The following is a 24,209-nucleotide window of genomic DNA, read 5'->3' on the forward strand; positions in this document are numbered from 1 at the left end:
CTGGCGCGGCCTTTGCGTGACCATGGTGTACCCTCTGTCGCACCGCAAGGTGCAGCGAATCGTATGTCAGTGGCAATCCCTGCGTTAGCCATCCGTGTACCGTTTTCACCGCCCGGCACCCTATGGCGAACGGCGGAAGTGCGGTAAATTCCGGGGAGCGGAAATAGCGCACGAACAACGTGGGGCGTTGTGCACTGCCACCCCAACTGGATCATCTTTCATGGAGAGCGTGACCGTGCAACGTGCGGAGCGTGCCGCAGTTGACTTCCCCATGCCGTCGCGCAATTTCGCGACGACGCGACGCGTGCTTCTGATCGTGCTCGCAGTGTCGATCGTGTTTCCACTGACCTGCCTCGCGGGTTATGGGTATTTCGACTACCAGCGCCGGATCGCCGACTCGAACGACATGATCGACCGGCTCGCGCGCGTGGCCGAGGAGCAGGCCGCCAAGGTCATGGACCTCAACCAGCAGATGGCCTCGCGCATCGTCGACCTGCTCGCGAATGACGACGACGCGCAAATTCGCCCGCAGGAAGCCGGCTTGCACGATCGTCTGCGGCAAATCGGCGGCGACTTTCCGCAGGTCGCCTCGATCTACCTGCTCGGCGCGAACGGCGATTTGCTGGTGTCGAGCCGTGCTTATCCGGCCCCGGTCATGTCGACGAGCCGACGCGACGACTTCGCCACCGCCAAGGCGATACGGCCGCAGCCCTATTTTTCCCAGCCCATGTTCGGACCGTTGTCGCAGACCAATGTGTTCAACACCTCGATTGGCCGCTCAGGCGAGAACGGGCAATTCCTCGGCGTGGTATCCGTGGCGCTGCGCACCGAGTACTTTTCGCGCTTCTACCATGATCTGACGAATGGCGACCCGTCGCTCTCGTTGGGGTTGTACCGCCAGGACGGCAGCCTGCTGGTGCGCTATCCGGCGTGGCCGAGCGGCGCCAAACCCAGCCAGCACAGCGCGTTTACCGCGGCGTTGCGCGACAAGCAGCTATTCGGCCACATTCGTCTGACTTCCTCGGTCGACGGCGTCGAACGGCTGCTGGCATTTCGCCGGGTCGGCGACTATCCGCTCTATGTCATGAGCGCCTATGCGACGGCTGCGATCGCCACCGCATGGCGCCAGCATTTCATGGCGGTTGCGGCGATTGCCGCCGTGCCTTGCGTGGCGATCTGGCTGCTGGTGTTTTTCTCGTTGCGCCAGCTTGCCGGCGAGCGCCGCGCGTGGGAGCGCTGGCAAGGCGAAGTGGCCATGCGTCTTTCGGCGGAGGCGTCGACCCGGCAATTGCAGCGGATGGGCGCACTCGGCAATCTGGTCGCCAATGTCGCGCACGACTTCAACAATCTGCTGATGGTGGTGTCGGCCAACACCGAACTTTCGCGTTTGAAGCGCTACAACGGCCTGGAAAAAGAGGTGCAAGCCATCGAGCGCGCCACCGCCACGGCGGAATCGCTGACGCGGCAACTCCTGAGCGTGGCCAAGAAGCAGCCGCTCAAGCAGCAACCGGTCGAGCTCGCCACATGGCTGCCGAACGCCGCGCCGCTGATCGACGCGTCGCTCGGCGACAACATCGAGTTTGCCTTGAACATGGTCGACAACATCTGGCAGGTGCTGGCCGATCCCACCGACCTCGAATTCGCGATCATGAATCTGGCGGTCAACGCTCGGGATGCGATGCCGCGCGGCGGGCGTTTCGTGATTCGTTGCCAGAACAACCGCCTGGTGAGCAGCGACACCTTGCTGCCCGACGGCGAATATGTGCTGATCACCTGTTCCGACGACGGCGAGGGTATGCCCGAAACCGTCGCCCGTCGCGCGTTCGAGCCGCTCTTCACCACCAAGCTGCGCGGCTCGGGCACCGGCCTCGGCCTCGCCCAGGTGATCGCGATGTGTGAACAGGCGGGCGGCACGGCCAAAATCGACAGCGTGCAGGGCCGCGGCACCACAGTCAGACTGTATTTGCCGCGCTATCGCGAGCGGCAAAAGGCGTTGGTGCCGGACGTGGAAACGGCGCAGCAGCCGGCGCTGGCGTCAAAGGGTGTGGTGCTGCTGGTGGAAGACAACGAAGACGTGGCGGCGGGCGTAGCCGCCGTGCTGGAAACCTTTGGCTGCGAAGTCCGGCACGAACCGACCGCCGACCAGGCGCTCGATCTGCTGGCCGGCGGCGCGAGATTCGAACTCGTACTGTCCGACATCCAGATGCCGGGCAGGCTCAACGGCATCGATCTTGCCGAGAAGGTGCGCAGCGCGTGGCCCACCCAGAAGATCGCGCTGATGACGGGCTACGCCGACGAGCTCGAACGGGCGCGCCGGCTCGGCGTGGCGATACTCGCCAAACCCTTCAATATCGACGAGCTGCACGCCCTGGTGGTTTGCGAACCGTAAGCCTCTTAGGCTTTTTCCTGCGCGGCGTCGTACTTGCCGAGCGCCGCCGCACTGTTCAAACGGGCGCGCTTGAGCAAGGCCGCCTGCGCCTCCTTCACGTTGGCCGCCTGACCTCGCCATGCCTGCAGCGGTGGTTCCTGCAACGCGCGGCCGTACGAGAAGCTCAGATTCCACGGCAGCGGCCCGAGGCGATTCATGGCATCGAGATTGGCGGTTGCCTCTTCCGGCGTTTGGCCGCCGGACAGGAACACGAGCCCCGGCACCGCCGATGGCACCGTGCGCCTGAGTACCCGCACGGTGTGCGCGGCGATCTCCGCCACCGACGATTGCTGCGCATGGTCCGCGCCCGCCAGCACCATGCTCGGCTTCAGCAGAATATGTTCGAGCACCACGTGGTGCCGATGCAGCGCGTTGAAGACTTCGTGCAACACGGCCTCGGTCACTTCCGCGCTGCGTCCGATGGTGTGATCGCCGTCCATCAGCACTTCCGGTTCGACGATCGGCACAATGCCCGCTTCCTGCGAGATCGCCGCATAGCGCGCGAGGGAGTCGGCATTCGCTTCAATGGCGAGGCGGCTCGGCAAGCTCGCCGTGATGTTGTAGACCGCGCGCCACTTCGCGAAGCGCGCGCCTTGCCGCTTATAGTCAACGAAACGCTTCGCGAGGCCGTCGAGACCTTCGGTGATTTCATCACCGGGGGCGAGCGCGAGCGCAATCTTGCCGAGGTCCACCTTGATGCCGGGCACGATGCCATTGCTGGCCGCGAGTTGCGGGAACGGTGTGCCGTCGTCCGCCTTTTGTCCGAGCGTTTCTTCGTAAAGGATCACGCCGCTGACAAAGGCGCCGAGACCCGGCGTAGTGAGCAGCAGATTGCGGTAGGCGCGACGGTTTTCCTCGCTCGATTCAAGACCGATGGTCTTGAATCGTTTGGCGATGGTCGGGCCGCTTTCGTCGGCGGCGAGAAGACCTTTGCCGGGTTGGACCATCGCATTGACGGTGGCTTGCAGCTCGCTACGGGTGTCCATGAGGTGTGCTCCCTTGAATCCGGATTGCGGATGAAATCTTGCATCAGAGCGAAGCGAAAGCCACGGCGATATCCGTGGCTTTCGTCGGACGCACGATACGTGCGACCTCGGCGCCATCGCGCATGAAGACCAGCGTGGGCCAGAGTTTGACCTGGAAGGAACGCCCAAGTGGCCGGCCCGGGCCGTCCTCTACCTTGAGATGCCGGATGCCGGCATGCGGTTCGAACGCTTTGGCAATCGATGCTTGCGCGCCCTGACAGAAACCACACCAGTTCGTGCCGAACTCTATGACCGTCGCGCCGGGCAGCGCATTGACCTCGGCGCGAGAAGGGGCGTGGGAGGAATAGGGTGTTGGGCTTGCCATAGCTGCTCCGATGTTTTTTTACCTTCGCAGACAGCGATGTGCGCTTGCGCGCGGCGCGGCTGCGTGTGGATTGGGTAAAGAGTATCAGCTATGGCCAGGATCGTCAGTGGCGGGGGCAACGGGTGCTTTCCCGCATTGGGCGGCTTTTAATCGATCCGTGATCCCTCGGCCCTGGTTCCAGTTTCAATTCAAACGCAGGGCAAGGCAAACCTGTCATCGCGCGCATTGCTCGGCGGCCAATGCCAAAGCATCCTGTTTAGCGGGGTTCTGAAAAAAATCTTCGACACTCACATGCTGTTCATCGGCCAGCGCTTGCAGGCAGCGCTCAGTATTGCTGCGCACCGCAGCGGGCGCGCTAGCAATCGCGATGCCCAGCAGAATACAAAGCGCCAACCCGAGCACGGCGCCGAAAATCCAGTTCGCCGAAACCCGCATACCGCCTGACACGCTTCCCGTGCCCTTACGGGCTGCCGCGCTATGCGGTCTGGCTAGATGGTTCATTTGATCCTCTCCTGGCATATGATTAGCAAGACAACTATATGGTTAAAAAAAACGCCTTATTCAAGCGCTTTGCGCACGTCATGCATTGACGTAACGGCCGCCTCGAACAACTCCGGGCCGATCCTCGCGCGCAGATTCTTTGCAATTTGCGCGCTCGCCTCGTTGATGGGCCGCTCAAGCGCCTTGCCCGCCCGGGTCGCATACACCCGCCATTCGCGGCCGTCGGTTTCGCCCTGACGGCGCTCCATCAGCCCCTTGTCGCTCAGGTTATCGATCAGCCGCGTCGCAGTGGGGCGGGCAATGCCCAGCAGATCCGCGATCTGGCTGCTCAGGCAACCAGGTGTGGCCAATACGACGCGCAGCACGAAACCTTGCGGCGGCGTCAGCCCGAATTGGGTGTACACGATCCCCCATTCGCGCTCGACAAGCCGCGACAAGGCGGAGGAATTGAAGTAAAGGCAATGATCGAACATGGCCGCTATTGAAACGCAATATGGTTAGCAAGGCAACTAAAATTTAACGACGTGCATCGGTTTGGGCGGTTGGGTCAGGTCGAGGGTCGAGGGCCGCTGGCGGCTGCCGCATCGCGCAAATTTCACACAAACGCGTACATTTGCCAGCGTGACATGTTAAACGTCATGATTTGCTCCAGCGGCATCATCGCATTCAGGAAAGGACATGGCAGAAAGGATCTACCTCCAGCGCCCCGGCAAGGACGACGTCGTCTCGGTTGCCACCGGCTTCAGTTGGGGCGCGTTGCTGTTGGGCTTCGTCTGGGCCATGTCGAAGAGAATGTGGTTTGCTACTTTCGTCATGCTCGGGGTCAGCACGATATTGTTTCTCAGCGGCTTATGGGGCGATACGATCGGCACGATCGGACTGGTGCTGTCCGTGTTGTTCGGCGTTGCCTGCGGCGTCTACGGCAATCAGTGGCACCGCTGGACGCTCGAAAAGCGCGGATACGTCGTCATGTCGCCGACCGGCGAGGGCAAGTAGCGGCGTCCGTGCCGGCAGTTTTTTTGCAACGCCCGGTGCCCAACCCAAATATGGGACGTGCGGGCACAGGTTTACGTTCCTGCAAGCCAGGCCGATAATGCCCCGGTTGTTCCGGCCACGAAGTCCGCGGTTTGAATCGCGCGCCGCGGACGCGTTTTCCCTGACCCACCGCCACTCGTGTTGAAAACCACCCGCTTTTTCGACCTGCTGCACATCTCTGGCTTCAAGCCGCTGGCCGCCGCCACCCTCATGCTCGGTGTGGCGATGTCGTTCACCGCTCCCTATCTGTCGCTATTCGGCGTAGAACGCGCCGGCATGACGCCGCTCAAGCTCGGTATCTTCATGACGCTGATCGCCGCGAGCGGGGTGCTCGCCAGCACCTTTGCCGGCCGCCGGAGCGATGCGAGCGGGCGGCACCGGCCATTGTTGCTGGCGGCGCTCGTGGCCACGGCACTGGGGTATCTGAGTTTATGCGTGGTGCGCGACTACCGGCTGTTGCTGGTGGTCGGTATGGTCTTTATCGGCGCGGGCGGCTCGGCCATGTCGCTGGTGTTTTCGTTCAGCCGCGCGGCGCTGCCCGTGTCGAGCGCCGCGGAGCGCGCATTCGCCAGCGCTACCTTGCGGACCATCCTGTCGGCGGCGTGGGTGTTCGGTCCTTCGGTGGGCGCGCTGGTGCTTGCCGGCGCCGGTTTCTACGGACTCTTCCTGTTCGCGGCGGCGAGTTTCGCGGCCTGCGCGAGCATCGTCTGGCGCATGCGGGAGCCGCAAGGCCATCTGGGCGATCACACGGTGGAAGACACCGCCTCGGAGCCGTCGGCCTCGATCACGGTGCCGCCGCTGACCGCGCCCGGCGAAGAGGCGCACGAGGATCTGCCGGGCGTCGCCTCGCCGAACGACATTCGCCGCGCCGTGGCCGCGCTCACCTTGCTCGGTCTTGCCGCGAACGCGACCATGATCGTGCTGCCGCTTTACATCGTGCGCGGTCTGGACGGCACGCATCTGGACGTGTCGATCATGCTCGGGCTCGGCGCCCTGATGGAGATTCCGATGATGCTCGCGCTCGGCGCGAAGTCGTCGTCGCTGCACAAGCCCAACTGGCTGGCCGCCTGCGCCGCGGTTCACGCCGTGTACTTCGTTGGGATGTCGGTGGCGGGCAGCGTCCACGTGCTGATCCCGATGCAGATATTCAATGCCTTCGTCGTCGCGGTGACCTCGTGCCTCGGCATGACCTATGTGCAGGATCTGATGCCGCAGTCGCCCGGCCGCGCGACTGCCTTGTTCTTCAATGCGGCACGGGTCGGCTCGATTCTCTCCGGCGTGTTGTCCGGTTTGCTGGTGGAGGCGTTCAGCTATCGCGGCACGTTCCTGTTCTGCGGCTTGCTGGCGCTTTGCGCGTTGGTGCTGTTCGCCGTGCCCGGTTACCGCTATCCGCAGATGTGGCGCGCGGTGCAGCGTTTTGCGCGCACGCAATACCGGAAGTTTCAGGAACGGCGGCGCTAAGGCTCCCGGTTCGCGTGCCAACAGGCCACGAACGCCGCGCACGCCTGGCCGCCCCCAAATTGTTCCAACGCTCCAGGCGTGGTCGCGTCAATATCCCGCCATGGCGCTCAATGAAAGTGTAAGAGGGCAGTTGGCCAAATCGAAGCCAGCACCTCGACGACGGCTCTTATCGACGCACGTCTGGAACTTCAAGCCGCGCAAAACCTCTGCAAAGAAGCGTATCGTCGTTTGACGCACGCGGTGCCCGATTCACTGCGCGGACGATCCAGGGCTGCTACCGTGTGTCCATCGGATGACGTAAAACGCAACTACAGTGAGGAGAGCCGCTTGCCGCCGCTAAAACGCGCGGCAAGACCCCAGCACGCCGAACCAGACTGAAACGCGCAACGAGACACTTTCCGGAGCGAGATATGCAGCTAGGCATGATTGGATTGGGACGCATGGGCGCGGACATGGTGCGCCGCCTGACGAAGGGTGGACAGCAATGCATCGCTTACGACGTACAACCGGCCGCGGTAGACAAGCTGAAGCAGGAGGGCATCGCGGGTGCAACGTCGCTCGAAGACCTGGTCGCGCAACTGCAAAAACCGCGCGCGGTGTGGCTGATGGTGCCCGCCGCGGTGGTCGACAAGACGCTCGATAACCTCGTGCCTTTGCTCGAGGCTGGCGACATCGTGATCGACGGCGGCAACTCCTACTACCACGACGACATTCGCCGCGGCGCCGATCTGGCGAAGCGGCAACTCCACTATGTCGACGTCGGCACCAGCGGCGGCGTCGCGGGACGTGAGCGCGGCTATTGCCTGATGATCGGCGGCGAGACCGAGGTCGTGAAGCGGCTCGAACCCATCTTTTCGACGCTCGCACCCGGTGCGGGCGCCGTGCCCGCCACACCGGGCCGCACAGCCGGCGCCGGCACGGCCGATCAGGGCTTCCTGCATTGCGGTCCGCAGGGTGCGGGGCACTTTGTGAAGATGGTTCACAACGGCATCGAATACGGAATGATGGCCGCCTATGCCGAAGGTCTGAACATTCTGCGTCACGCCGACGCCGGCAAACACGCGCGCGAAGCCGATGCCGAAACATCGCCGCTGCGCCGTCCCGAGCTTTACCAATACGATCTGAATCTCGCCGAGGTCACCGAGGTCTGGCGGCGTGGCAGTGTGATCGGTTCGTGGTTGCTGGACCTGATAGCGGGATCGCTCGTCGGTGACGCCGATCTGCAAAGCTACGCAGGACGCGTATCGGATTCGGGCGAAGGGCGCTGGACCGTGGCGGCGGCGATCGACGAAGGCGTGCCGACACCGGTGCTGAGCGCGGCGCTGTTCGCGCGTTTCAGCTCGCGCGGCGACGCGGATTTTGCGAACCGGGTGTTGTCGGCCATGCGGCACGATTTCGGCGACCACGTCGAAAAAGCGGCCACGCCGGCCGACGGGCACAAGAGCTAATTCACGGGAACCGCAATGGAAACCGCTAACACCACGCCTCACGATGTCGTGTTTCTGTTCGACTGCGATAACACCTTGCTGGACAACGATCATGTGCTGGCGGATTTGCGCGCGCACATGATGCAGGCGTTCGGCGAGCAGAACAGCGCACGGTACTGGGAAATTTTTGAGGACTTGCGCGCGGAGCTGGGCTACGCCGATTATCTCGGGGCGTTGCAGCGCTATCGGCAGGAGCATCCACGGGACACGCGTCTGTTGCTGATGTCGTCGTTTCTGATCGACTATCCGTTTGCGAACCGGCTGTACCCGGGGGCGCTGGATGCGATCAGGCACGTGTCGAAGCACGGTCCGGCGGTGATTTTGTCCGACGGCGACGTGGTGTTCCAGCCGCGCAAGATTGCCCGTTCGGGCTTATGGGAAGAGGTCGAAGGACGGGTTTTGATCTACATCCACAAGGAGAAGATGCTCGATCAGGTGATGGAGTGTTATCCCGCCCGGCAGTACGTGATGGTGGATGACAAACTACGGATCCTGACGGCCATGAAGAAGGCCTGGGGGGAGAGGCTGACTACGGTTTTCCCTCGCCAGGGGCATTATGCTTTCGATCCGAAAGAGATCTCCAGCAATCCCGCCGCGGATGTGACGATCGAGAGGATTGGGGAACTGGCCGATATCGACATCGAGATGTTGCTGAGCAGCGGAACGGCGGGGGGCGCGTAGTCTTCTACTCTTCAACGGCACACTTTTTTCGATCAGCGCGGCGAGTATGGCGGCATCGCCGCGCCGGCGCCGTGAAGATCGCTCAGGGTACGCATTTTGCGCGGCTACCGGCCATCGCGTGCCGCGCTAGCCATGGCCGAACAGTTTGACCAGCAAGCCGAATACGCCCACCAGAACGGCAACGCCGGCGCACAACAGTACAAGCGTGAGAGCAAGGATCAGAGGCGCTTTGAGGCGGCTGGAGGTAGACATGGTGACCGTTCAGATGATGGGCGAGCAGGACAGGACGCGCCAGATGCGGTCCGCCGTCGCGCATTTAGCATCAAGAGCTTAATCGCTTTCACTTAATGTGCGCTTAAAGTCTGACGCAGGACGATCGGCGCTTATGCGGCATCGCCGGGCGCTGCTGCAAACCGGTTAGTGCTATTTGCGTTTGATTCTGGTTCGGTCGGAAACACTCGCGACGCCGAACAGGCGGGATAGGTCTTCGAGCACCGCGGTTTTTTGATGGACATCCTGGAGATCACCTCGCAAGGTGATCCTGCCATGGTCCACTTTTACTTTCACCGTATCTTTGGGGACAGCAGCGTCCCAGGATAGCCGCCTCACGGCTTCTGCAGCGATCCGGTCATCGCCAAGGCGCGGACTGTCGGTGCCGCGCACGGCGGGGCGGCCATGCGGCATGGTGCTTTCCTTTTTGTTCCACTATCGGTGAACACTAGCAGATGTTGGATCTCGCCACCCCTCCCGGTGGCTGTGTCATGCCGCCGACTCGCCTGGAACCTCGTGGCACTACGATCCAACAACCCCCGCCACCGCCTGCGCCGTCGCCGCCGACAACGTCCACCCCAAGTGCCCATGGCCGGTGTTGTAGAACACACCACGCCGTTTGCCGCGGCCCACCTTGGGCAGCATGCTCGGCAACATCGGCCGCAAGCCCGCCCATGGAATCACGCGCGAGGTCGACACCTCGGGAAAGTAACGCCGGGTCCAGTCCACCAGCGGAGCGATCCGGTCCGCGCGGATATCGCGGTTAAAGCCGTTGATCTCCGCCGTGCCGGCCACCCGGAACCGATCCACGCCGAGCCGGCTCGTCACGATCTTCGCGCTATCGTCGAGCAGGCTCACCCAGGGGGCGTGCTTCTGGCTGACTTCATCGTCGAGGCATACGGTGATCGAATAGCCCTTCACCGGGTACACGTTCACGTGATCACCCAGCATCGCCGCAAAATCGCGGCTCTTCACGCCGGCACACACGACGATCCGCTCAAAGGCAAAGCGCTGTGACTCGCCCTCGAGATTGACCGTCATCGAAAACCGTCCTTCAGCCGGCTGCTCGATCGCCGTGATCTCGGCGTCGTAGTGAAACTCGACGCCGTGCCGCACGCAAGCGTCCGCAAGGCCGCGCGTGAACTTGTGAATGTCGCCGGTCGAATCGGAAGGCGTGAAAAATCCACCGAAAAAATCGCCATGCAGCGTGGGCTCGATCTGCTGCAACTCCGCTGCCGTCACAGGATTGCGATCGAGGCCGCCTTCGCGCAGCAACGCATTCACCTTGCCGGCCGCGTCAAATTCCTTCTGGGTCTTGTAGATGTGCAGGATGCCGCGCCGCTCCAGGTCGAAGTCGATCCCTTCGCGCTCGGCAATCGAAAACAGATGCTCACGCGCCGCAATCGCGAGCCGTACAGTCTCGACCGTGTTCGCACGGTAATGCGGAATCTGCCGTAGAAACTCACCCATCCACGAATACTTGTGCCACGTGGGCATCGGATTGAGCAACAGCGGGGCGTCGCGCGTAAGCATCCAGCGCAAGCCCTTCAGCACGGTGGCCGCGCTGTTCCAGACTTCAGCGTTGCTCGCGGACAATTGGCCGCCGTTGGCGAACGAGGTCTCCATCGCCGCATAGCGATGACGTTCGAACACAGTGACGTGGTGGCCGCGCTGAGCCAGGGCGTGAGCGGTCGTGACGCCGGTAATGCCGGCGCCGATAATGGCGATTCGTGACATGACATGATCCAGAGTAGTTGAGCATCACCGGTGTCGATTTCGTGTCGAAACCGGCGTCGATGCCCCATCTGTCCATGTACCTGAGAGTTTCTTCCCGCGAGCATCCGCGCGCGATTCAAGCGCCATGCCGGGAATCCCCTTCGGTGGGCGCGCACGGCGCCGCTCTCCAGATGTTCCAGCTGCGCGGTCCTTTTGCCTGAGAGTTTCCGGGGCGGTTGCTCCGTCGGCGTCGTCACAAGCCTCTGACGATCTCTCCCGCGCTGCATTGCAGAACGGCTCGACGATACCGGGCAAAAAAATTCGCCGCAAGTGTTTCCTGTGATGCAGTGTCCAACCGGTCCGCTGGAAACTGGCGCGAGGCAGGCAGAAAAGCCCCATCAACATGACGGCGATTGCGGGTCTGAACCGGTGGCATCGGCTATATTTGACGGCATTGTCCGATATCAATCTACTGAGGAGCCCGCCGTGCCCACTGCCGCAACTCTGCTCGCCTTCGCCCTGGTCTCGCTCGGCATGGTGCTTACGCCCGGCCCGAACATGATTTATCTGATCTCGCGATCGCTCTGCCAGGGGCGGCGCGCCGGACTCGTGTCGCTCGGCGGCGTCGCGCTCGGCTACGTGTTCTACATGTTTTTCGCGGCGTTCGGTATCACGGCGCTGCTGTTGACGGTGCCCTACGCGTACGACGCGTTGCGTTTCGGCGGCGCGCTTTATCTGCTGTATCTGGCGTGGCAAGCGGTCAAGCCGGGTGGCCGTTCGCCATTCCAGGTGCGCGACCTGCCGCACGACAGCCGTCGCAAGCTCTTCACGATGGGCCTCGTCACGAACCTCGCCAATCCGAAGATCGCGGTGATGTATCTGTCGCTGCTGCCGCAATTCATTTCACCGGGGCACGGCAGCGTGCTGTCGCAATCGATCGCGCTCGGCTGCGTGCAGATCGTGATCGCCGTCACGGTCAATGCGCTGATTGCCAGCATGGCGGGTTCGATTGCCACGTTTCTTGCCGGGCGGCCGGTGTGGTTGATGGTGCAACGCTGGCTGATGGGTACCGTGCTCGCCGGTCTGGCCGTGCGGATCGCCTTCGACGCGCGCCGTTGAGATGTGCCGTTGACCGGTGCCGCTAACGTGCGCGGTTCAACCCGACGATGAAGACTTGCACGAGTCTTCATCGTCTTCCTACCGCTTCCTCATAGCGCCTTGTACATGAGCGTGGTCGAATCAAACCGCTGCTCCAGCGTGTCGCGGCAATACATGGGAATCACGCCAGCCGTCTGATAACCCAGCGCGGCGTAGAGCGGCTCGGCCTTGTCGCCGGTGCGCGTATCGAGCGTCAGCAGGCTGCGCTGCAACTGTTGCGCACGGTGCTCCAGTTCCACCATCAGCGCTTTGGCGATGCCCTGGCGGCGCAACGCGGGGTGGACCAGCAGCTTGCGCACCTCGGCGCGATGGCGCTGATTCGGCATCGTGTCGTAATCGAGTTGCACCGTGCCGGCGATCGATTCGCCATGACGAGCGACGAACAATACAAGCGCGCCCGCACGCAACGACGGCAAGACCTTGCCGCTCCAGAACGCCTCACTCTCTTCAACGCTATACGGCAACACGAAGCCGACGCTCGCGCCGTCGTGGACGCAGGCACGCAGCAGCGCGCCGAGTTCGGGCAGATGGCGGACGAGGTCGTCGGCGGAAAAGGTCGTGATGGTGGTCGCGTTCATGATGGTTCGAACTCAGACAATGAAGAGGAGGTAGCGGGCCGCGCTGTGCGCGGGGGTGACGAACGCACTGGGGCCGAACAACTGATAACGCAGGCAGTCGCCGGCTTGGAGGTCGTGGCTCCGGCCATCGACGGTGATCTGCAATTGCCCTTCGAGCAGGATCAGATGATGTTCGAGGCCTGCTCTCGGCGACGCGTCGTAAACGATCCGCGCGCCGGCGTCGAGTTCGCATTCCAGCGCCTCGCCGCTCAGCGCCTGGGCCGGTGGCGACACGGAGCGGCGCCGGAAGCCGACGCTCGCATCGGTCCAGACGGCCTGCGCATTGCGCGGCACCAGCGGCGCGAAGTCTTCCTCGACCATGTGCATGAGGCGCGACATCGGCAAGCCATAAGCGACGCAGAGTTTGCCCAGCACGCTCGCCGTGGGGCTCACGGCGGCGTTTTCGAGGCGCGACAGGGTGGCGCGGCTAACACCGCTGAGCTTCGCCAGATCGTCGAGGGACCAGTTGCGCTCGGCGCGTAGCGCTCGCAGACGCTGGGCGATGCGGCGATCGATGGCGTTATCGTCGGGGAGTGTGTTTTCCATATATGGGAAATTATCTCCAATATGGAACCCTGTCAACGAGACAAAAAACACTACAAGAGGCGCGGATACGTCCACGGCACATTTGACGATCGCGGAGATTCATACACCGCGCGCGGTCCGGGCGTTTATCATAGTGCCCACCAACTAAAACCCGCCGCCCGGTTGCGCAACGGGGCTGTGCATCGATCACGCACACCGTCCACGAGACCCGGCGGCGCTTGCCGCGGCATCCTCTATGAACTCCACTCCCGACGCTGTTTCCCGCCCCTCCATCCGCGCATTGACCTTGCTTGAAGGGCGCGTGCTCGGCGTGCTAGTCGAAAAGCAGCACACTGTGCCCGACAGCTATCCGCTTTCGCTGAACGCGCTGACCTTGGGTTGCAATCAGAAGACCGGCCGCGCACCCGTGATCAATGCGACCGAAGCGGAGGTGCTGACCGCCGTCGACGGGTTGAAACGCCTGAGCCTGGTGATGGAAGGCAGCAGTAGCCGCGTCCCGCGCTTCGAGCACAACATGAATCGGGTATTGGGCTTGCCGAGTCAGTCGACTGCCTTGCTGACCACGTTGCTGCTGCGCGGTCCGCAAACCGCGGCCGAGTTGCGCCTGAACAGCGCGCGCCTGCATGGATTTGCGGACATTTCTTCGGTCGAGGCCTTTCTCGACGAACTGGCTGCCAATGATCCGCCGCGAGTCGTGAAACTGGCGCGTGCGCCAGGCGGGCGCGAAAATCGCTGGATGCATCTGCTATGCGGCGAAGTCAGCGCGAGTGATCTCGCTCAGCCGGGTGGGGAAGATGAGGTGGTGCCGCTGCCGGCGTTCGAGGCGATAAAGGCGGAACAGAAACGGCTTGCCGACGAGGTGAGCCGGCTTCACGCCGTGGTGCGGCGCATGGCTGCCGAATTGGGCATTGAAATCGAAACGCCTGGCGCGAGCGATTGACGCGTTATTGAATGTTCGCGCGCTGCGAGCGCGCGAACATTCGCAAACTAGAACTTGTAATTCACCGAAGCGAGCGTATTGAGCTCGAATCTCTTTTCGGTAATCGGGCTATTTGCCGCATCGTGCTCCAGCCGCCCGAAAGTAGCGGAAACCGATCCATTCCAGTGTTTGGAAAAGTCGTAAGTCACCATGGCGTTCATATGAATGTCCCGCACTCCGGCACTGGTGCTATACGTGGGCAATCCTGAGGCCGCGCTCTGCTGTCCGGACACACCGAAGAACGTCCGCGTGTACGTTCCATTCGCCCAGGTGAAGCCTGGGCCCACCGAAAACAACCAGCCGCCAACCGGTGCGGACGCCACGAAATCCGTGCTGACCGTGGTCCCCTGGTGATGGCCGGCGATATCCTGATACAACGCTACCGAGCCGGTAAACGCCCACCACGTGTAGTCGGCGAAAAGCTTCAGCTTGGGGCCGCCGTGCACGTCACCCAGTCCATGCAGGCGCGGATCGTCGGATTCCTTGCGAGTCTGGAAATCGAAACTGAACGCCGCGCCCACGTGATAGGCCGGACCACGCAACACGTTGACGCCGAGCACGTCAGGACCCTGCGAGAAGATCCGGTCGTCGTAGGAGATGTCGAGCGCGGGGAACGGAAAGTAGCTGAGCTGTCGCGATCCCGGATACTTGGGCGTGATCACGATGCCGGGCCCCACGCCGATTTTCCATTTGCTGTCGGCAGCCGAGCCCGTGCTCGCTGCAGTAGTCGAGCTGGAGCCTGTCGCGTCAGCCGTCACATTCGAGCCTGCATCGTCCGCGTAGGCTGCACTCGCGGCACACAGGCCGAGTGCGGCGGCGAGCAGCAGTGACCTGCGCGCGGGCCGGCCAAACCTGAGCAAGGGACGCAGCGGGGTACGCAGCGAGGGACGCAGCGACGTGCGCGCGGCGTTGCCGGGCGCCGTCATACGCGCTCCTTGCCAAGCGCCGCGAGTTGCCTCAGTCGACGCGCGAGAGCCTTCGAGACGACCGGTTGCTTGCCGCCGTCGTCGCCGCTATGGACGACTTCGCTCTCGCGCAAAAACAGCGCGGTTTCACGCGCGACGATTTCGCGCTCGTTGTCCGACGTAATCATGTGATACGAATCATCCAGCCAGATTGTGCGTAAAAAGGCAGCGCCGATATTCGCGGCAACAAACCGGGCATTGCGGGGACTCGACGTCTCGTCGTCGATCGCATGAACAATCAGGCAATCGGTCTTGATGTCGCGCACCTGGGTGCGAACGCTCGCGGCGAGGCGGCTCGCCTGGTGCAACGCCGGCAATGAAATCGTCGACGGACCGACTTCGCTGAAGTCGCTGCGCTGCATGGCGCGGGCGATCTTTGACCTGAGCGCTTCGTTGCGCAAGCCGAACGGCGCTTCTTCGCGGTAGCGCCAGCGTTTGCGCATCGGCGTGAAGTACGCCCAGTTGAGCAGGAAACGATACCAGGGAATCGCCCAGCCGTCGTAAGAGAGCGTCAGCGACAACAGCACGAGCGACTGCGCCGCCGGCCGGCGATGCGCGAGCGCCAGCGCGAGAGCTGCGCCGATCGACAGTCCGCAGATCGAGACGCGTGCAAAGCGCGCGGCCAGCGCGTCGTACTCGCGCACGGCGGCGTCGAGCCACGCCTCCATCGCCGCTTCTTCGGAACCGGCGCTGTAGCCCGGCAGGACCGGTGCGCAAGCGGTGAAGCCCTCGGCGTTCAGAAAGCGTGCGAGAAAACGCAATTCGAGCGGCGAGCTCGACAGGCCGTGCAGCATCAGCACGGCGTGATCGTCGCCGGGTAAGAAGAGACTCGTAGGCTGGCTCATGGATCAGGCTCCGATCCGCAGCACGAGGAATTCACCGGCATGGGTGGTGAACCGTTCGCACATGCACTCGATCAGCCTCGACGCGCCATCGGCACCCTTCATGCGCACGCGATGACTGCCGGGCCACAGCGCCTTGCTGAGCCGGTGGATGTCCTCCGGATGGACGTCGGCGAAGCGAGGGCCCGGCGCAATTTCGTGGGGCATACGCGGCAGCAGCCCTTGGGCCTTGATGTCGTCTACCTGTTGCAGTGCGTTGCGTTCGAGCGCCTGAATGAAAATGAAGGTCCGGTGGTGATGCGACAGATGGCGCAACAGCCGGTGCGTTTCGTCGACGGCACGGCGGGCGAGCAAACGCTCGTTGTCGTGCCGCAGCAGCATTTCATAGCGCGACTGCGCGACCGAAGCGATCAATTCCGCGCGAAACTGCGAGCGGCGCAGGCGTTCGATCAGGATGATGACGAGCAGCGTCACCAACGGATACGAAATCACGAGGACCAGGTCGGCCTGATTGAATACGTCGATGGCCGCGTAGGGCGGCACGAACAGATAGTCGGCAATGCCGAGGCCAAGCAGCATGACCGCGAGCGCCGGCGCCAGCCCGCAAAAATACTCGACCAATGCCGCCGCGATGCAGAACGCGGTGCCCGGCATGATCGGTCCGAGTAACGGATGGAGCAACATGCGCACTCCGCTGGCGATCGCCAATGCGGCGGCCGCGGTGAGCCAGACGCGTGTTCCCCGTGGTGCCCAACGACGGGCGTTTTGGACTTCCATAATATTTTTCTAGGGAGCGATTGCGCTTCCCGATTGAGTGTGGCGTTGCGCTTTAAAGCGCAGGTCGGACAATACCATAATCGGACCGGTGTAAAGGCCCTGAAAGAAGTAAATACCGGCGGGCTGGGCGGCAATATCGCGTTTCGAACACCCGATGGAAAAACATACTCGGGAATAGGGGTATTCTCGCCAGCAAAGCACACGCGAGCGGGTTTCGCAGGTATACAGCAGGCGGCCCCGTTACTTCAATTGAAGTTAAGCCCATTTACAAATGACACAGAACATTTACGACGACCCCATTTTCTTCGACAACTACAGTCGATTGGGCCGGTCGAAGCACGGTCTCGCGGGCGCTCCCGAATGGCCCGCGTTGCGCGCGATGCTGCCGCAGATGCGCGGCCTGAATGTGGTCGATCTTGGCTGCGGCTACGGCTGGTTCTGCCAGTGGGCACGCGAAGCAGGCGCGGCCGCGGTGCTCGGCCTCGACGTCTCGGAGAAGATGCTGGAGCGGGCGCGGTCGTCGTCGAACGATCCCGCCGTGACCTATGTCCGAGCCGATCTCGAACATCTCGACTTGCCTGCGGCCGCTTTCGACCTCGTCTATAGCTCGCTCGCGTTTCATTACATCGAGAATCTACGCGGCTTGCTCGACGCGGTACACCGCGCGCTGGTGGCCGGCGGGCGCCTCGTGTTCTCGATCGAGCACCCGATCTTCATGGCGCCGCGGCAACCGGGCTGGTCGGTCGATGCGGACGGCCACCAGCACTGGCCGCTCGATAGCTATCAACTGGAAGGCCCGCGGGTGACGAATTGGCTCGCCGACGGAGTCATCAAGCAGCACCGCACCATGGGCACCTTGCTCAACCACCTGATCGGCGCAGGCTTCACCATTGCCCGGGTCGACGAGTGGGGGCCGACCGATGCCGATCTCGCCGCACGCCCTGAACTCGCGGAAGAGCGCGAGCGGCCGATGATGTTGCTGATATCCGCTACCCGGTAATTTTCAGGCGGGTGACGTGACCGCTCAGGCGTCGCGGTTTCGGCGCGGTTCGTCGGACACGGTTTGCTGGGGTGGCATACGCCAACGAAAATACGCCAACGAAACGGTGTCGATCAGCTACCAGCGCTCATCGACGCTGTTCATTCTGCTCGGTGTGGGATGAACCAGCGACGGAGCGCTTCCTCCAGGCCTGCCGTGCTGTTCCCCTCACCGGCCCAGGCAACGCAGGCATCGGGACGGATCAGCATCGAAGTCCCGGTCTCGACGGTGACGCAACGTATGCGCTGCGTGGCGGCTACAACGAGGTTCGAAGCCTTCTGCCCGGTTGACGCGTCGAGCAGAACGCCCATGCCGTCCTGCATGACATCGTAGAGCGAGACGTGGCTATCGACTTGGCTGATCGGCCTGTCGCCAATCAGCCTTCCGACGTCGTCCCGTTCCGAGCCGAGATCGTAACGGGTGGCAAGGCCGCTCATCATCTCGCCGAGGAAGCGGTTGGCGTCATCGAATTGCATCAGGTTTGCCACAAGCTCGCGCATCGCGCCTGCTTGCGGATCGGGCCGCATGATGGCCACCTGAGCCAGGGTGTTGGCCAGAACGGTTTCGGCGACCGGCCGCCGCTCGGCCGTATAAGTGTCGAGCAGGCTGTCGGGCTGCTCGCCCCGAATAACCGCGGCGAGCTTCCAGCCGAGGTTGGCAGCGTCCGCCAGGCCGAGGCTCAGGCCCTGACCACCGAACGGTGAGTGGACATGCGCCGCGTCACCGGCAAGCAGCACTCTGCCCCGGCGATAAGTATCGACAAGCCGCGTGTTGTCCGTCCATCGGCTCGCGCTTGCGAGCGCTTTAACACGGATATCTTTGCCGCTGATGCGCCGTAGTACGGCTTCGATCTCCTCACGTGTGACCGGAGCCTGACGATCTTCAGGCGGACCGCTGAAGTCCAGCATGAACAATCGGCCTGGAAACGGCCCGTAGGAGAGCACGCCGCCCGATGTGCGACGCCAGCCGCTGGGCAACAGGAGTTCGGGATGGTCGATTTCGGCCGCCGCCTGGTACATCGTCATGGTTGGAGCCGTACCGGGAAACTCAAAACCGGCCATCTTGCGGATCGCGCTGCGCCCGCCGTCGCAGCCAACAAGGTAGGCACAACGGATCCGGCCCTCGTCGGCTGGGGAAGTCCACGCCACGTCGACACCGTCCTCGTGCTGGACGAAGCGCGTGACGTCACACCCCCGGCGCACCTCGATCCCAAGCGCGCGCACGCGGTCGGCCAGCATGGCTTCCACGGCATGCTGATCGACGGGGTGGGGACGCCGCTGCGGCTCTCTCTGTGCGTCCTTGCGGATAAGAGGCAGGCCGGCGAAATGGCCGCTGAATCTGGACCCGCGACCCCGTGCGTCCGGTCCGTTCTGATCCGTGAACTTCTTCATGGCCGCGAAGGTAAGCTCTTCAGCGGCGTCGATGGCAGACGCCATCCCCCGACGCTGCAACGCTTCGCTTCCAAGCGGTCCGATCCCCAATGCCTTTGCTACCATGCTCGGAGCAGCCAGGCGCTCCAGCACGAGGACGCGCGCGCCGCCCAAAGTCAGCTCGATGGCGCTCAGGAGGCCGACCGGCCCGGCTCCCACTACCACCACGTCAATCGATTCGTTCATATACCAAGTCTCAATGTATACTCAGTACATAAAGTATGCGATAAGATAGCACCATGTCAACGCCGACCGATCTCCGTTCCCGAAAACGCCTTGCCACGCGGCAAAGCATCTCCAATGCCGCCACACGGCTCTTCCTCGAACGGGGCTTCGATCAGGTGACGGTGGACGAGATCGCAGCAGCAGCCGACGTCGGGCGGATGACGGTGTTCAATCACTTTCCCCGCAAGGAGGACATGTTTTTTGATCGCGACGAGGAGGGGCGCGAGATCCTGCGCGAGGCCTTGCGCCAGCATGATTCGCGTGTCACGCCGATTGAAACGTTGCGTCTGCTCGCTCACAGGCTGGTTGCGGAACAGAGTCCGTTCGCCGAATTTTCTGAGGCGAGCCAGGGCTTCGTCGAAACCATCGAGGGCAGCGAATCCCTCAAGGCGCGGGCGAGAGCGATACGTGACGAACTCGCGCAAGCCGTAACGGTGGCCTTATCCGAATGCGGAGGGCAGGAGGCCACCGATCCCGACGCCCGTCTGGCCGCCAGTCTGCTTCTCGCGACATGGACCGTGGCCTTTATCGAGGCTCATCGGACCTTCCGGGAGAAGCGGGATACAGAAGCTGCGAAAGCCGCCTTTCTCGCGATCGTCGATAAGGGCACCATCGGCCTGAAAGCGGCAATGGCAGGTACGCCTTACGCGTGAGCAATCCGCTGTAGCTTGGCGCCGGCGCCGCTGTGCGCGCCGAAGCTGGCGCGGGGCGTGAAAGCAGGGCGCGCGAGCCCCGAGTTGGGGAGCGCTGCACCAATGCGCATTGATCAAAAGAGAAGCAGGGCGGCCTGCTCGCGCCACCGGACCATCGTCGCAAAGCCCGATCCGGTCGGGCTCACCGCGCGTTTGCGCGAACCTGAAACGCACTTGGCATGGCTCCTGCTAATTTGAATTCAAACTTGTATTCAAGATTGAACTCAAGGAAACCCCGTGTCCATTTCTTCGCCCCTGAAAGTCCGTGCTCTCCTCGCGGCTTATGCCGCCAAACGTCTAACGCCATCTGAGGTCGTGGCGACGGCGCTTACCCGCATCGTCGAAATCGACCGGCCGGAAGTCTGGATCTCGCGGGTGCCCGCGACGGACGTAGCGGCCCGCGCCCACGTGCTCGAAGCGCTTTATGAAGAGCAGGGCAGCGCGGTGTTCGAACGCATGCCGCTATTCGGCGTGCCGTTCGCGGTCAAAGACAATATCGATGTCGTCGGCTTGCCGACCTCCGCCGCCTGCGAGCCTTTCAGCTATGCGCCGGCTGCCTCCGCGTTCGCCGTGCAGCGCCTCATCGACGCCGGCGCGATACTGATCGGCAAGACCAATCTCGATCAGTTCGCGACGGGTCTCGTCGGCACGCGCTCGCCCTATGGCGCGGTGCGCAACACCGAGTTTCCACTGCGCGTCTCGGGTGGGTCGAGTTCCGGGTCGGCAGTCACCGTGGCTGCAGGATGCGTGGCCTTTTCGCTCGGCACCGATACGGCCGGTTCAGGGCGCGTGCCGGCCGGCTTCAACGGGCTCGTCGGCATGAAGCCGTCGCTCGGACTCGTCAGCAAACGCGGTGTCGTGCCGGCGTGCCGCAGCCTCGACACGATCTCGGTGTTCGCGCACGACGTCGACGATGCATGGCGTGTGCTCAGCGAAATCGCTTGCTTCGATCCGCTCGACGGCTACTCGCGCAAGGTGCCGGGTCTCGGCCTCCTGCGCAGTGCGCCGCGCATCGGTGTGCCGGATCAGCTCGAATTCTTCGGCGATGCAGCCGCGAGTCAGGCGTTCTCCGCTGCGCTCGATACGCTCGCCTCGCATCTGCACCTCGATGCTGCGCCGATCGATTTTCAACCGCTCAGGCAAGTCGCCGCGCTGCTTTACGACGGTCCGTGGGTGGCGGAACGGCGCGCCGCGCTCGGCGCATTCTTCGACACACATCGGGATGCGATCGATCCGGTCGTCGCGGCCGTGGTCGGCAAAGCCGATCGCTACAGCGCGGCCGACGCGTTCAACGGCCAGTACGCACTCGCCGATCTGAAGCGCCACGCCGAACAACTCTTCGAGTCGATCGACATCCTGATTGTGCCGACCACGCCGACGCATCCGTTGATCGCCGACGTACAGGCCAATCCCGTCGAGTTGAACAGCCAGCTTGGCTACTACACGAACTTCGTCAATCTGCTCGATCTGTGCGCGTTAGCCGTGCCTTGCCGGCGCCGCAAAGACGGCTTGCCGGCGGGTGTCACGCTGATCGCACCGAGTGGAGCAGACCGGCGTGTCGCCGAGTTGGGCGCGCAAATTCAGGCCCTGTTCGCGAGCGCCGCTGAGACCCCGCGCGAAAGCGAGACGTTTTCGGCTACGGTCAATCCCGTCGGTAGAACGGGGAATGGGGCCGCGACCATAGCGACCTCGATCGAACCGCTGCCGTTTCAGGAGCCGACCGTCGCGCTCGCCGTGGTCGGCGCGCATCTGCGTAGCCAGCCGTTGAACTGGCAACTTCAGGAAGCCGGCGCGCGCTTCATCGTGGCGACCCACACCATCCCCAGCTATGCGCTCTACGCGCTTGCCAATACGCAACCGCCGAAACCCGGCTTGGTGCGCGTAGTGGGCCCGCAAGGCGCGGCCATTGCCGTGGAAGTCTGGGCGGTGCCGCTACGCACTTTCGGCAAATTCGTCGCCGACGTGCCTGCGCCGCTCGGCATCGGCACCGTGCAGCTTGCCAACCAGCTCACCGTGAAAGGTTTTATCTGCGAACCGTCGGCAGTCGGGGATGGCAGCGGGGCGACCGACATCACCTCGTTCGGTGGTTGGCTCGCCTGGCTCGACACGCTGAATGTCCACTGAAGGCCAACGCTCATTAGCTCACTCACCCCCAATCAGGAATTGGCTCCGATGAAGCAGGGCATGCCTGCCGCGCCGGCCGCGGCCAATCAGCTCGCCGAGCAGGTGTACCAGCAACTGAAGCACGATATCTTCAGTTTCCGCCTGTTTCCCGGCGACCGTTTTTCGGAGAGCGGCATCGCGCAACACTACGGTGTGTCGCGCACGCCAATGCGCGACGGTCTGTTTCGTTTGCAGCGCGAGGGGTATCTCGAAGTCGGTTTCCGGCGCGGCTGGAAAGTGTCGCCGATCAATTTCGATCAGCTCGATCAGCTCTACGATTTGCGCATCGTGCTGGAAGTGGCGGCGGTCGAGCGCGTAGGGGCGGGCGGCGACGCCGCGCATGCGGCCGTCGAAGCGCTAAAGGCGGTATGGTGCGTCGAGCCCGAATCGCGCGAGAGTGACCCGGTGAAGATGTTCGGCATGGATGAGAACTTCCATCGTCAACTGATCGCCGCAACCGGGAATGCGGAAATGCTGCGCGTGCATAACGACGTGACCGAACGCATCCGCATCGTGCGGCGGCTGGATTTTCTGAAACCGCACCGCACGAGCGCGACCTATGACGAACATGCGACGATCCTGGACCTGATCGACCGCAAGCGAATCACGGAAGCGATCGTCCTGCTGCGCGCGCATATTACGCACAGCAAGCAGGAGGTGCGCAAGATCACCTTGTCGATGCTGGCGGCGGCACGCGATAGCAGGTTGCCGTTCGTGTCGTGAAGCGCCTCACCGCGCGGCGAGGCGTGTAGCGAGGCGCATGACAAAGCGAGCGCCACGCCGCCGTCACTCGTACGAAAACGCTCCGCCGAACTTATCCATCCGCTCCAGCGCCATGCCCGAACCGCGCACCACACAGGTCAGCGGCGCCTCGGCGACGAACACCGGCAGACCGGTTTCTTCGGCGAGCAGGCGATCCAGATCGCGCAGCAATGCGCCGCCGCCCGCGAGCATGATGCCGCGCTCGGCAATGTCGGCGCCCAGTTCCGGCGGTGTCTGTTCGAGCGCGATCTTCACCGCCGAGACGATCTGATTCAGCGGATCGGTGAGCGCTTCGAGAATCTCGTTGCTGGACACCGTGAAGCTGCGTGGAATGCCTTCGGACATATTGCGGCCCTTGACTTCCATCTCCTTGACTTCGGAGCCCGGAAAGGCGGAACCGATTTCCTTCTTGATCGCCTCGGCGGTCTGCTCGCCGATCAGCATCCCGTAGTTGCGGCGAATGTAGTTGACGATCGCATCGTCGAACTTGTCGCCGCCCACGCGCACCGAACCCTTGTACACGACGCCGCCGAGCGAGATCACGCCCACTTCGGTGGTGCCGCCGCCGATATCGACCACCATCGAGCCGGTTGCCTCGGAGACGGGCAGGCCGGCGCCAGTGGCCGCGGCCATCGGCTCTTCGATCAGATACACCTGCGAAGCGCCGGCGCTATGCGCGGCCTCCTTGATCGCGCGGCGTTCGACCTGAGTCGAGCCGCACGGCACGCAGATGATGATGCGCGGCGACGGTGCAAACATCCGCGACTCGTGCGCCATCTGGATGAAGCGCTTGATCATCTGCTGGGTGATGTTGAAGTCGGCGATCACGCCGTCTTTCATCGGGCGGATCGCCTCGATATTGCCCGGCACCTTGCCGAGCATCTGTTTCGCTTCCTTGCCGACGGCCAGAATGATCTTCTTGCCATTCGGGCCGCCTTCCTGACGAATCGAGACCACCGAAGGTTCGTCCAGCACGATGCCCTTGCCACGCATGTAAATCAGGGTATTCGACGTGCCGAGGTCGATTGCCAGGTCGTTGGAAAAATAGCCGCGCAGAAAACCGAACATGCAAATTCCTGTCTCGC

Annotated in this window: 25 protein-coding genes and 1 riboswitch; of the genes, 11 read left to right on the top strand and 14 right to left on the bottom strand. The window is 63.0% G+C overall.

The features are described 5' to 3' along the window. The first annotated feature begins 220 nt into the window (after positions 1-220). Positions 221-2,389 (top strand): hybrid sensor histidine kinase/response regulator family protein, encoded by a 2,169-nt coding sequence (locus PQR67_RS31075; protein WP_408466632.1) that lies wholly within the window; start codon positions 221-223, stop codon positions 2,387-2,389. Positions 2,390-2,394: 5 nt separating this feature from the next. Here PQR67_RS31075 and PQR67_RS31080 read toward each other — a convergent pair whose 3' ends face one another. The 4 genes from PQR67_RS31080 to PQR67_RS31095 all read right to left on the bottom strand — a co-directional run bounded on the left by PQR67_RS31080 (position 2,395) and on the right by PQR67_RS31095 (position 4,752). Continuing rightward, complete coding sequence (locus tag PQR67_RS31080; RefSeq protein WP_408466633.1) at positions 2,395-3,414, bottom strand: class I fructose-bisphosphate aldolase; 1,020 nt, start codon at positions 3,412-3,414, stop codon at positions 2,395-2,397. 43 nt (positions 3,415-3,457) lie between these two features. Then, entirely contained in the window at positions 3,458-3,778 is a 321-nt protein-coding gene (locus PQR67_RS31085; protein WP_408466634.1) for a thioredoxin family protein, read from the bottom strand. A gap of 213 nt (positions 3,779-3,991) precedes the next feature. Further along, complete coding sequence (locus PQR67_RS31090; RefSeq protein WP_408466635.1) at positions 3,992-4,279, bottom strand: hypothetical protein; 288 nt, start codon at positions 4,277-4,279, stop codon at positions 3,992-3,994. 56 nt (positions 4,280-4,335) lie between these two features. Continuing rightward, positions 4,336-4,752: a MarR family winged helix-turn-helix transcriptional regulator gene (locus PQR67_RS31095; RefSeq protein ID WP_408466636.1), complete on the bottom strand. Its 417-nt coding sequence runs from the start codon at positions 4,750-4,752 to the stop codon at positions 4,336-4,338. Positions 4,753-4,957: 205 nt separating this feature from the next. Here PQR67_RS31095 and PQR67_RS31100 point away from each other — a divergent pair, with 205 nt between their 5' ends. The 4 genes from PQR67_RS31100 to PQR67_RS31115 all read left to right on the top strand — a co-directional run bounded on the left by PQR67_RS31100 (position 4,958) and on the right by PQR67_RS31115 (position 8,943). After that, positions 4,958-5,275, top strand: coding sequence for a DUF2628 domain-containing protein (locus tag PQR67_RS31100; RefSeq protein ID WP_408466637.1), 318 nt, complete (start codon positions 4,958-4,960; stop codon positions 5,273-5,275). Positions 5,276-5,452: 177 nt separating this feature from the next. After that, positions 5,453-6,775 carry a sugar efflux transporter gene (locus PQR67_RS31105; protein WP_408466638.1) on the top strand — a complete coding sequence of 441 codons (1,323 nt, stop codon included), beginning with the start codon at positions 5,453-5,455 and terminating at the stop codon, positions 6,773-6,775. 410 nt (positions 6,776-7,185) lie between these two features. Then, entirely contained in the window at positions 7,186-8,223 is a 1,038-nt protein-coding gene (gene gnd, locus PQR67_RS31110; RefSeq protein ID WP_408466639.1) for a phosphogluconate dehydrogenase (NAD(+)-dependent, decarboxylating), read from the top strand. Positions 8,224-8,238: 15 nt separating this feature from the next. Next, positions 8,239-8,943 (top strand): HAD family hydrolase, encoded by a 705-nt coding sequence (locus PQR67_RS31115; RefSeq protein WP_408466640.1) that lies wholly within the window; start codon positions 8,239-8,241, stop codon positions 8,941-8,943. Positions 8,944-9,069: 126 nt separating this feature from the next. Here the strand turns inward: PQR67_RS31115 and PQR67_RS31120 are convergent, their stop codons facing one another. The 3 genes from PQR67_RS31120 to PQR67_RS31130 all read right to left on the bottom strand — a co-directional run bounded on the left by PQR67_RS31120 (position 9,070) and on the right by PQR67_RS31130 (position 10,950). Continuing rightward, positions 9,070-9,195 (bottom strand): hypothetical protein, encoded by a 126-nt coding sequence (locus PQR67_RS31120; protein WP_408466641.1) that lies wholly within the window; start codon positions 9,193-9,195, stop codon positions 9,070-9,072. 171 nt (positions 9,196-9,366) lie between these two features. Beyond that, positions 9,367-9,627: a BON domain-containing protein gene (locus tag PQR67_RS31125; RefSeq protein WP_408466642.1), complete on the bottom strand. Its 261-nt coding sequence runs from the start codon at positions 9,625-9,627 to the stop codon at positions 9,367-9,369. 108 nt (positions 9,628-9,735) lie between these two features. Further along, on the bottom strand, positions 9,736-10,950 hold the full coding sequence (locus PQR67_RS31130) for a D-amino acid dehydrogenase (RefSeq protein WP_408466643.1): 1,215 nt from the start codon (positions 10,948-10,950) through the stop codon (positions 9,736-9,738). Positions 10,951-11,124: 174 nt separating this feature from the next. Continuing rightward, positions 11,125-11,218: riboswitch (glycine riboswitch) on the bottom strand. Between the two features lie 197 nt (positions 11,219-11,415). On the opposite strand from PQR67_RS31130, the gene PQR67_RS31135 reads away from it, so the two are divergent. Further along, positions 11,416-12,048, top strand: coding sequence for a LysE family translocator (locus tag PQR67_RS31135; protein WP_408466644.1), 633 nt, complete (start codon positions 11,416-11,418; stop codon positions 12,046-12,048). Positions 12,049-12,137: 89 nt separating this feature from the next. Here the strand turns inward: PQR67_RS31135 and PQR67_RS31140 are convergent, their stop codons facing one another. Next, on the bottom strand, positions 12,138-12,665 hold the full coding sequence (locus PQR67_RS31140; protein WP_408466645.1) for a GNAT family N-acetyltransferase: 528 nt from the start codon (positions 12,663-12,665) through the stop codon (positions 12,138-12,140). A 12-nt stretch (positions 12,666-12,677) separates the two neighbouring features. Further along, a complete protein-coding gene (locus tag PQR67_RS31145) occupies positions 12,678-13,250 on the bottom strand; it encodes a helix-turn-helix domain-containing protein (protein ID WP_408466646.1) in 573 nt (190 codons plus the stop codon). 235 nt (positions 13,251-13,485) lie between these two features. Between PQR67_RS31145 and PQR67_RS31150 the strand changes: the two genes are divergently transcribed. Then, a complete protein-coding gene (locus tag PQR67_RS31150; protein ID WP_408466647.1) occupies positions 13,486-14,190 on the top strand; it encodes a YceH family protein in 705 nt (234 codons plus the stop codon). Between the two features lie 47 nt (positions 14,191-14,237). Here the strand turns inward: PQR67_RS31150 and PQR67_RS31155 are convergent, their stop codons facing one another. Genes PQR67_RS31155 through PQR67_RS31165 form a run of 3 tightly spaced genes read right to left on the bottom strand, consistent with a single transcriptional unit; the run spans position 14,238 to position 16,813 of the window. Beyond that, the gene (locus PQR67_RS31155) at positions 14,238-15,155 is read right to left on the bottom strand and encodes a MipA/OmpV family protein (protein ID WP_408466648.1); all 918 of its coding nucleotides are present in this window, start codon (positions 15,153-15,155) and stop codon (positions 14,238-14,240) included. Further along, positions 15,152-16,039: an alpha/beta hydrolase gene (locus PQR67_RS31160; protein ID WP_408466649.1), complete on the bottom strand. Its 888-nt coding sequence runs from the start codon at positions 16,037-16,039 to the stop codon at positions 15,152-15,154. The genes PQR67_RS31155 and PQR67_RS31160 overlap by 4 nt, the downstream gene beginning before the upstream one ends. Positions 16,040-16,042: 3 nt before the next feature. Next, the gene (locus PQR67_RS31165) at positions 16,043-16,813 is read right to left on the bottom strand and encodes a DUF4118 domain-containing protein (protein WP_408466650.1); all 771 of its coding nucleotides are present in this window, start codon (positions 16,811-16,813) and stop codon (positions 16,043-16,045) included. A 271-nt stretch (positions 16,814-17,084) separates the two neighbouring features. Here PQR67_RS31165 and PQR67_RS31170 point away from each other — a divergent pair, with 271 nt between their 5' ends. After that, a complete protein-coding gene (locus PQR67_RS31170; protein WP_408466651.1) occupies positions 17,085-17,813 on the top strand; it encodes a class I SAM-dependent methyltransferase in 729 nt (242 codons plus the stop codon). Between the two features lie 140 nt (positions 17,814-17,953). Here the strand turns inward: PQR67_RS31170 and PQR67_RS31175 are convergent, their stop codons facing one another. Further along, on the bottom strand, positions 17,954-19,468 hold the full coding sequence (locus PQR67_RS31175; protein WP_408466652.1) for an FAD-dependent monooxygenase: 1,515 nt from the start codon (positions 19,466-19,468) through the stop codon (positions 17,954-17,956). Between the two features lie 53 nt (positions 19,469-19,521). On the opposite strand from PQR67_RS31175, the gene PQR67_RS31180 reads away from it, so the two are divergent. From PQR67_RS31180 to PQR67_RS31190, 3 genes are all read left to right on the top strand, one after another. Next, positions 19,522-20,160, top strand: coding sequence for a TetR/AcrR family transcriptional regulator (locus tag PQR67_RS31180; RefSeq protein WP_408466653.1), 639 nt, complete (start codon positions 19,522-19,524; stop codon positions 20,158-20,160). 276 nt (positions 20,161-20,436) lie between these two features. Beyond that, positions 20,437-22,323 carry an allophanate hydrolase gene (gene atzF / locus PQR67_RS31185; RefSeq protein WP_408466654.1) on the top strand — a complete coding sequence of 629 codons (1,887 nt, stop codon included), beginning with the start codon at positions 20,437-20,439 and terminating at the stop codon, positions 22,321-22,323. 48 nt (positions 22,324-22,371) lie between these two features. Continuing rightward, entirely contained in the window at positions 22,372-23,085 is a 714-nt protein-coding gene (locus PQR67_RS31190; protein WP_408466655.1) for a GntR family transcriptional regulator, read from the top strand. A gap of 63 nt (positions 23,086-23,148) precedes the next feature. Here the strand turns inward: PQR67_RS31190 and PQR67_RS31195 are convergent, their stop codons facing one another. After that, positions 23,149-24,192, bottom strand: a complete 1,044-nt coding sequence (locus PQR67_RS31195) for a rod shape-determining protein (protein ID WP_028194510.1) — start codon at positions 24,190-24,192, stop codon at positions 23,149-23,151. Positions 24,193-24,209 lie beyond the last annotated feature (17 nt).

Source organism: Paraburkholderia fungorum (assembly GCF_046026025.1).
Classification (GTDB): Bacteria; Pseudomonadota; Gammaproteobacteria; order Burkholderiales; family Burkholderiaceae; genus Paraburkholderia; species Paraburkholderia fungorum_E.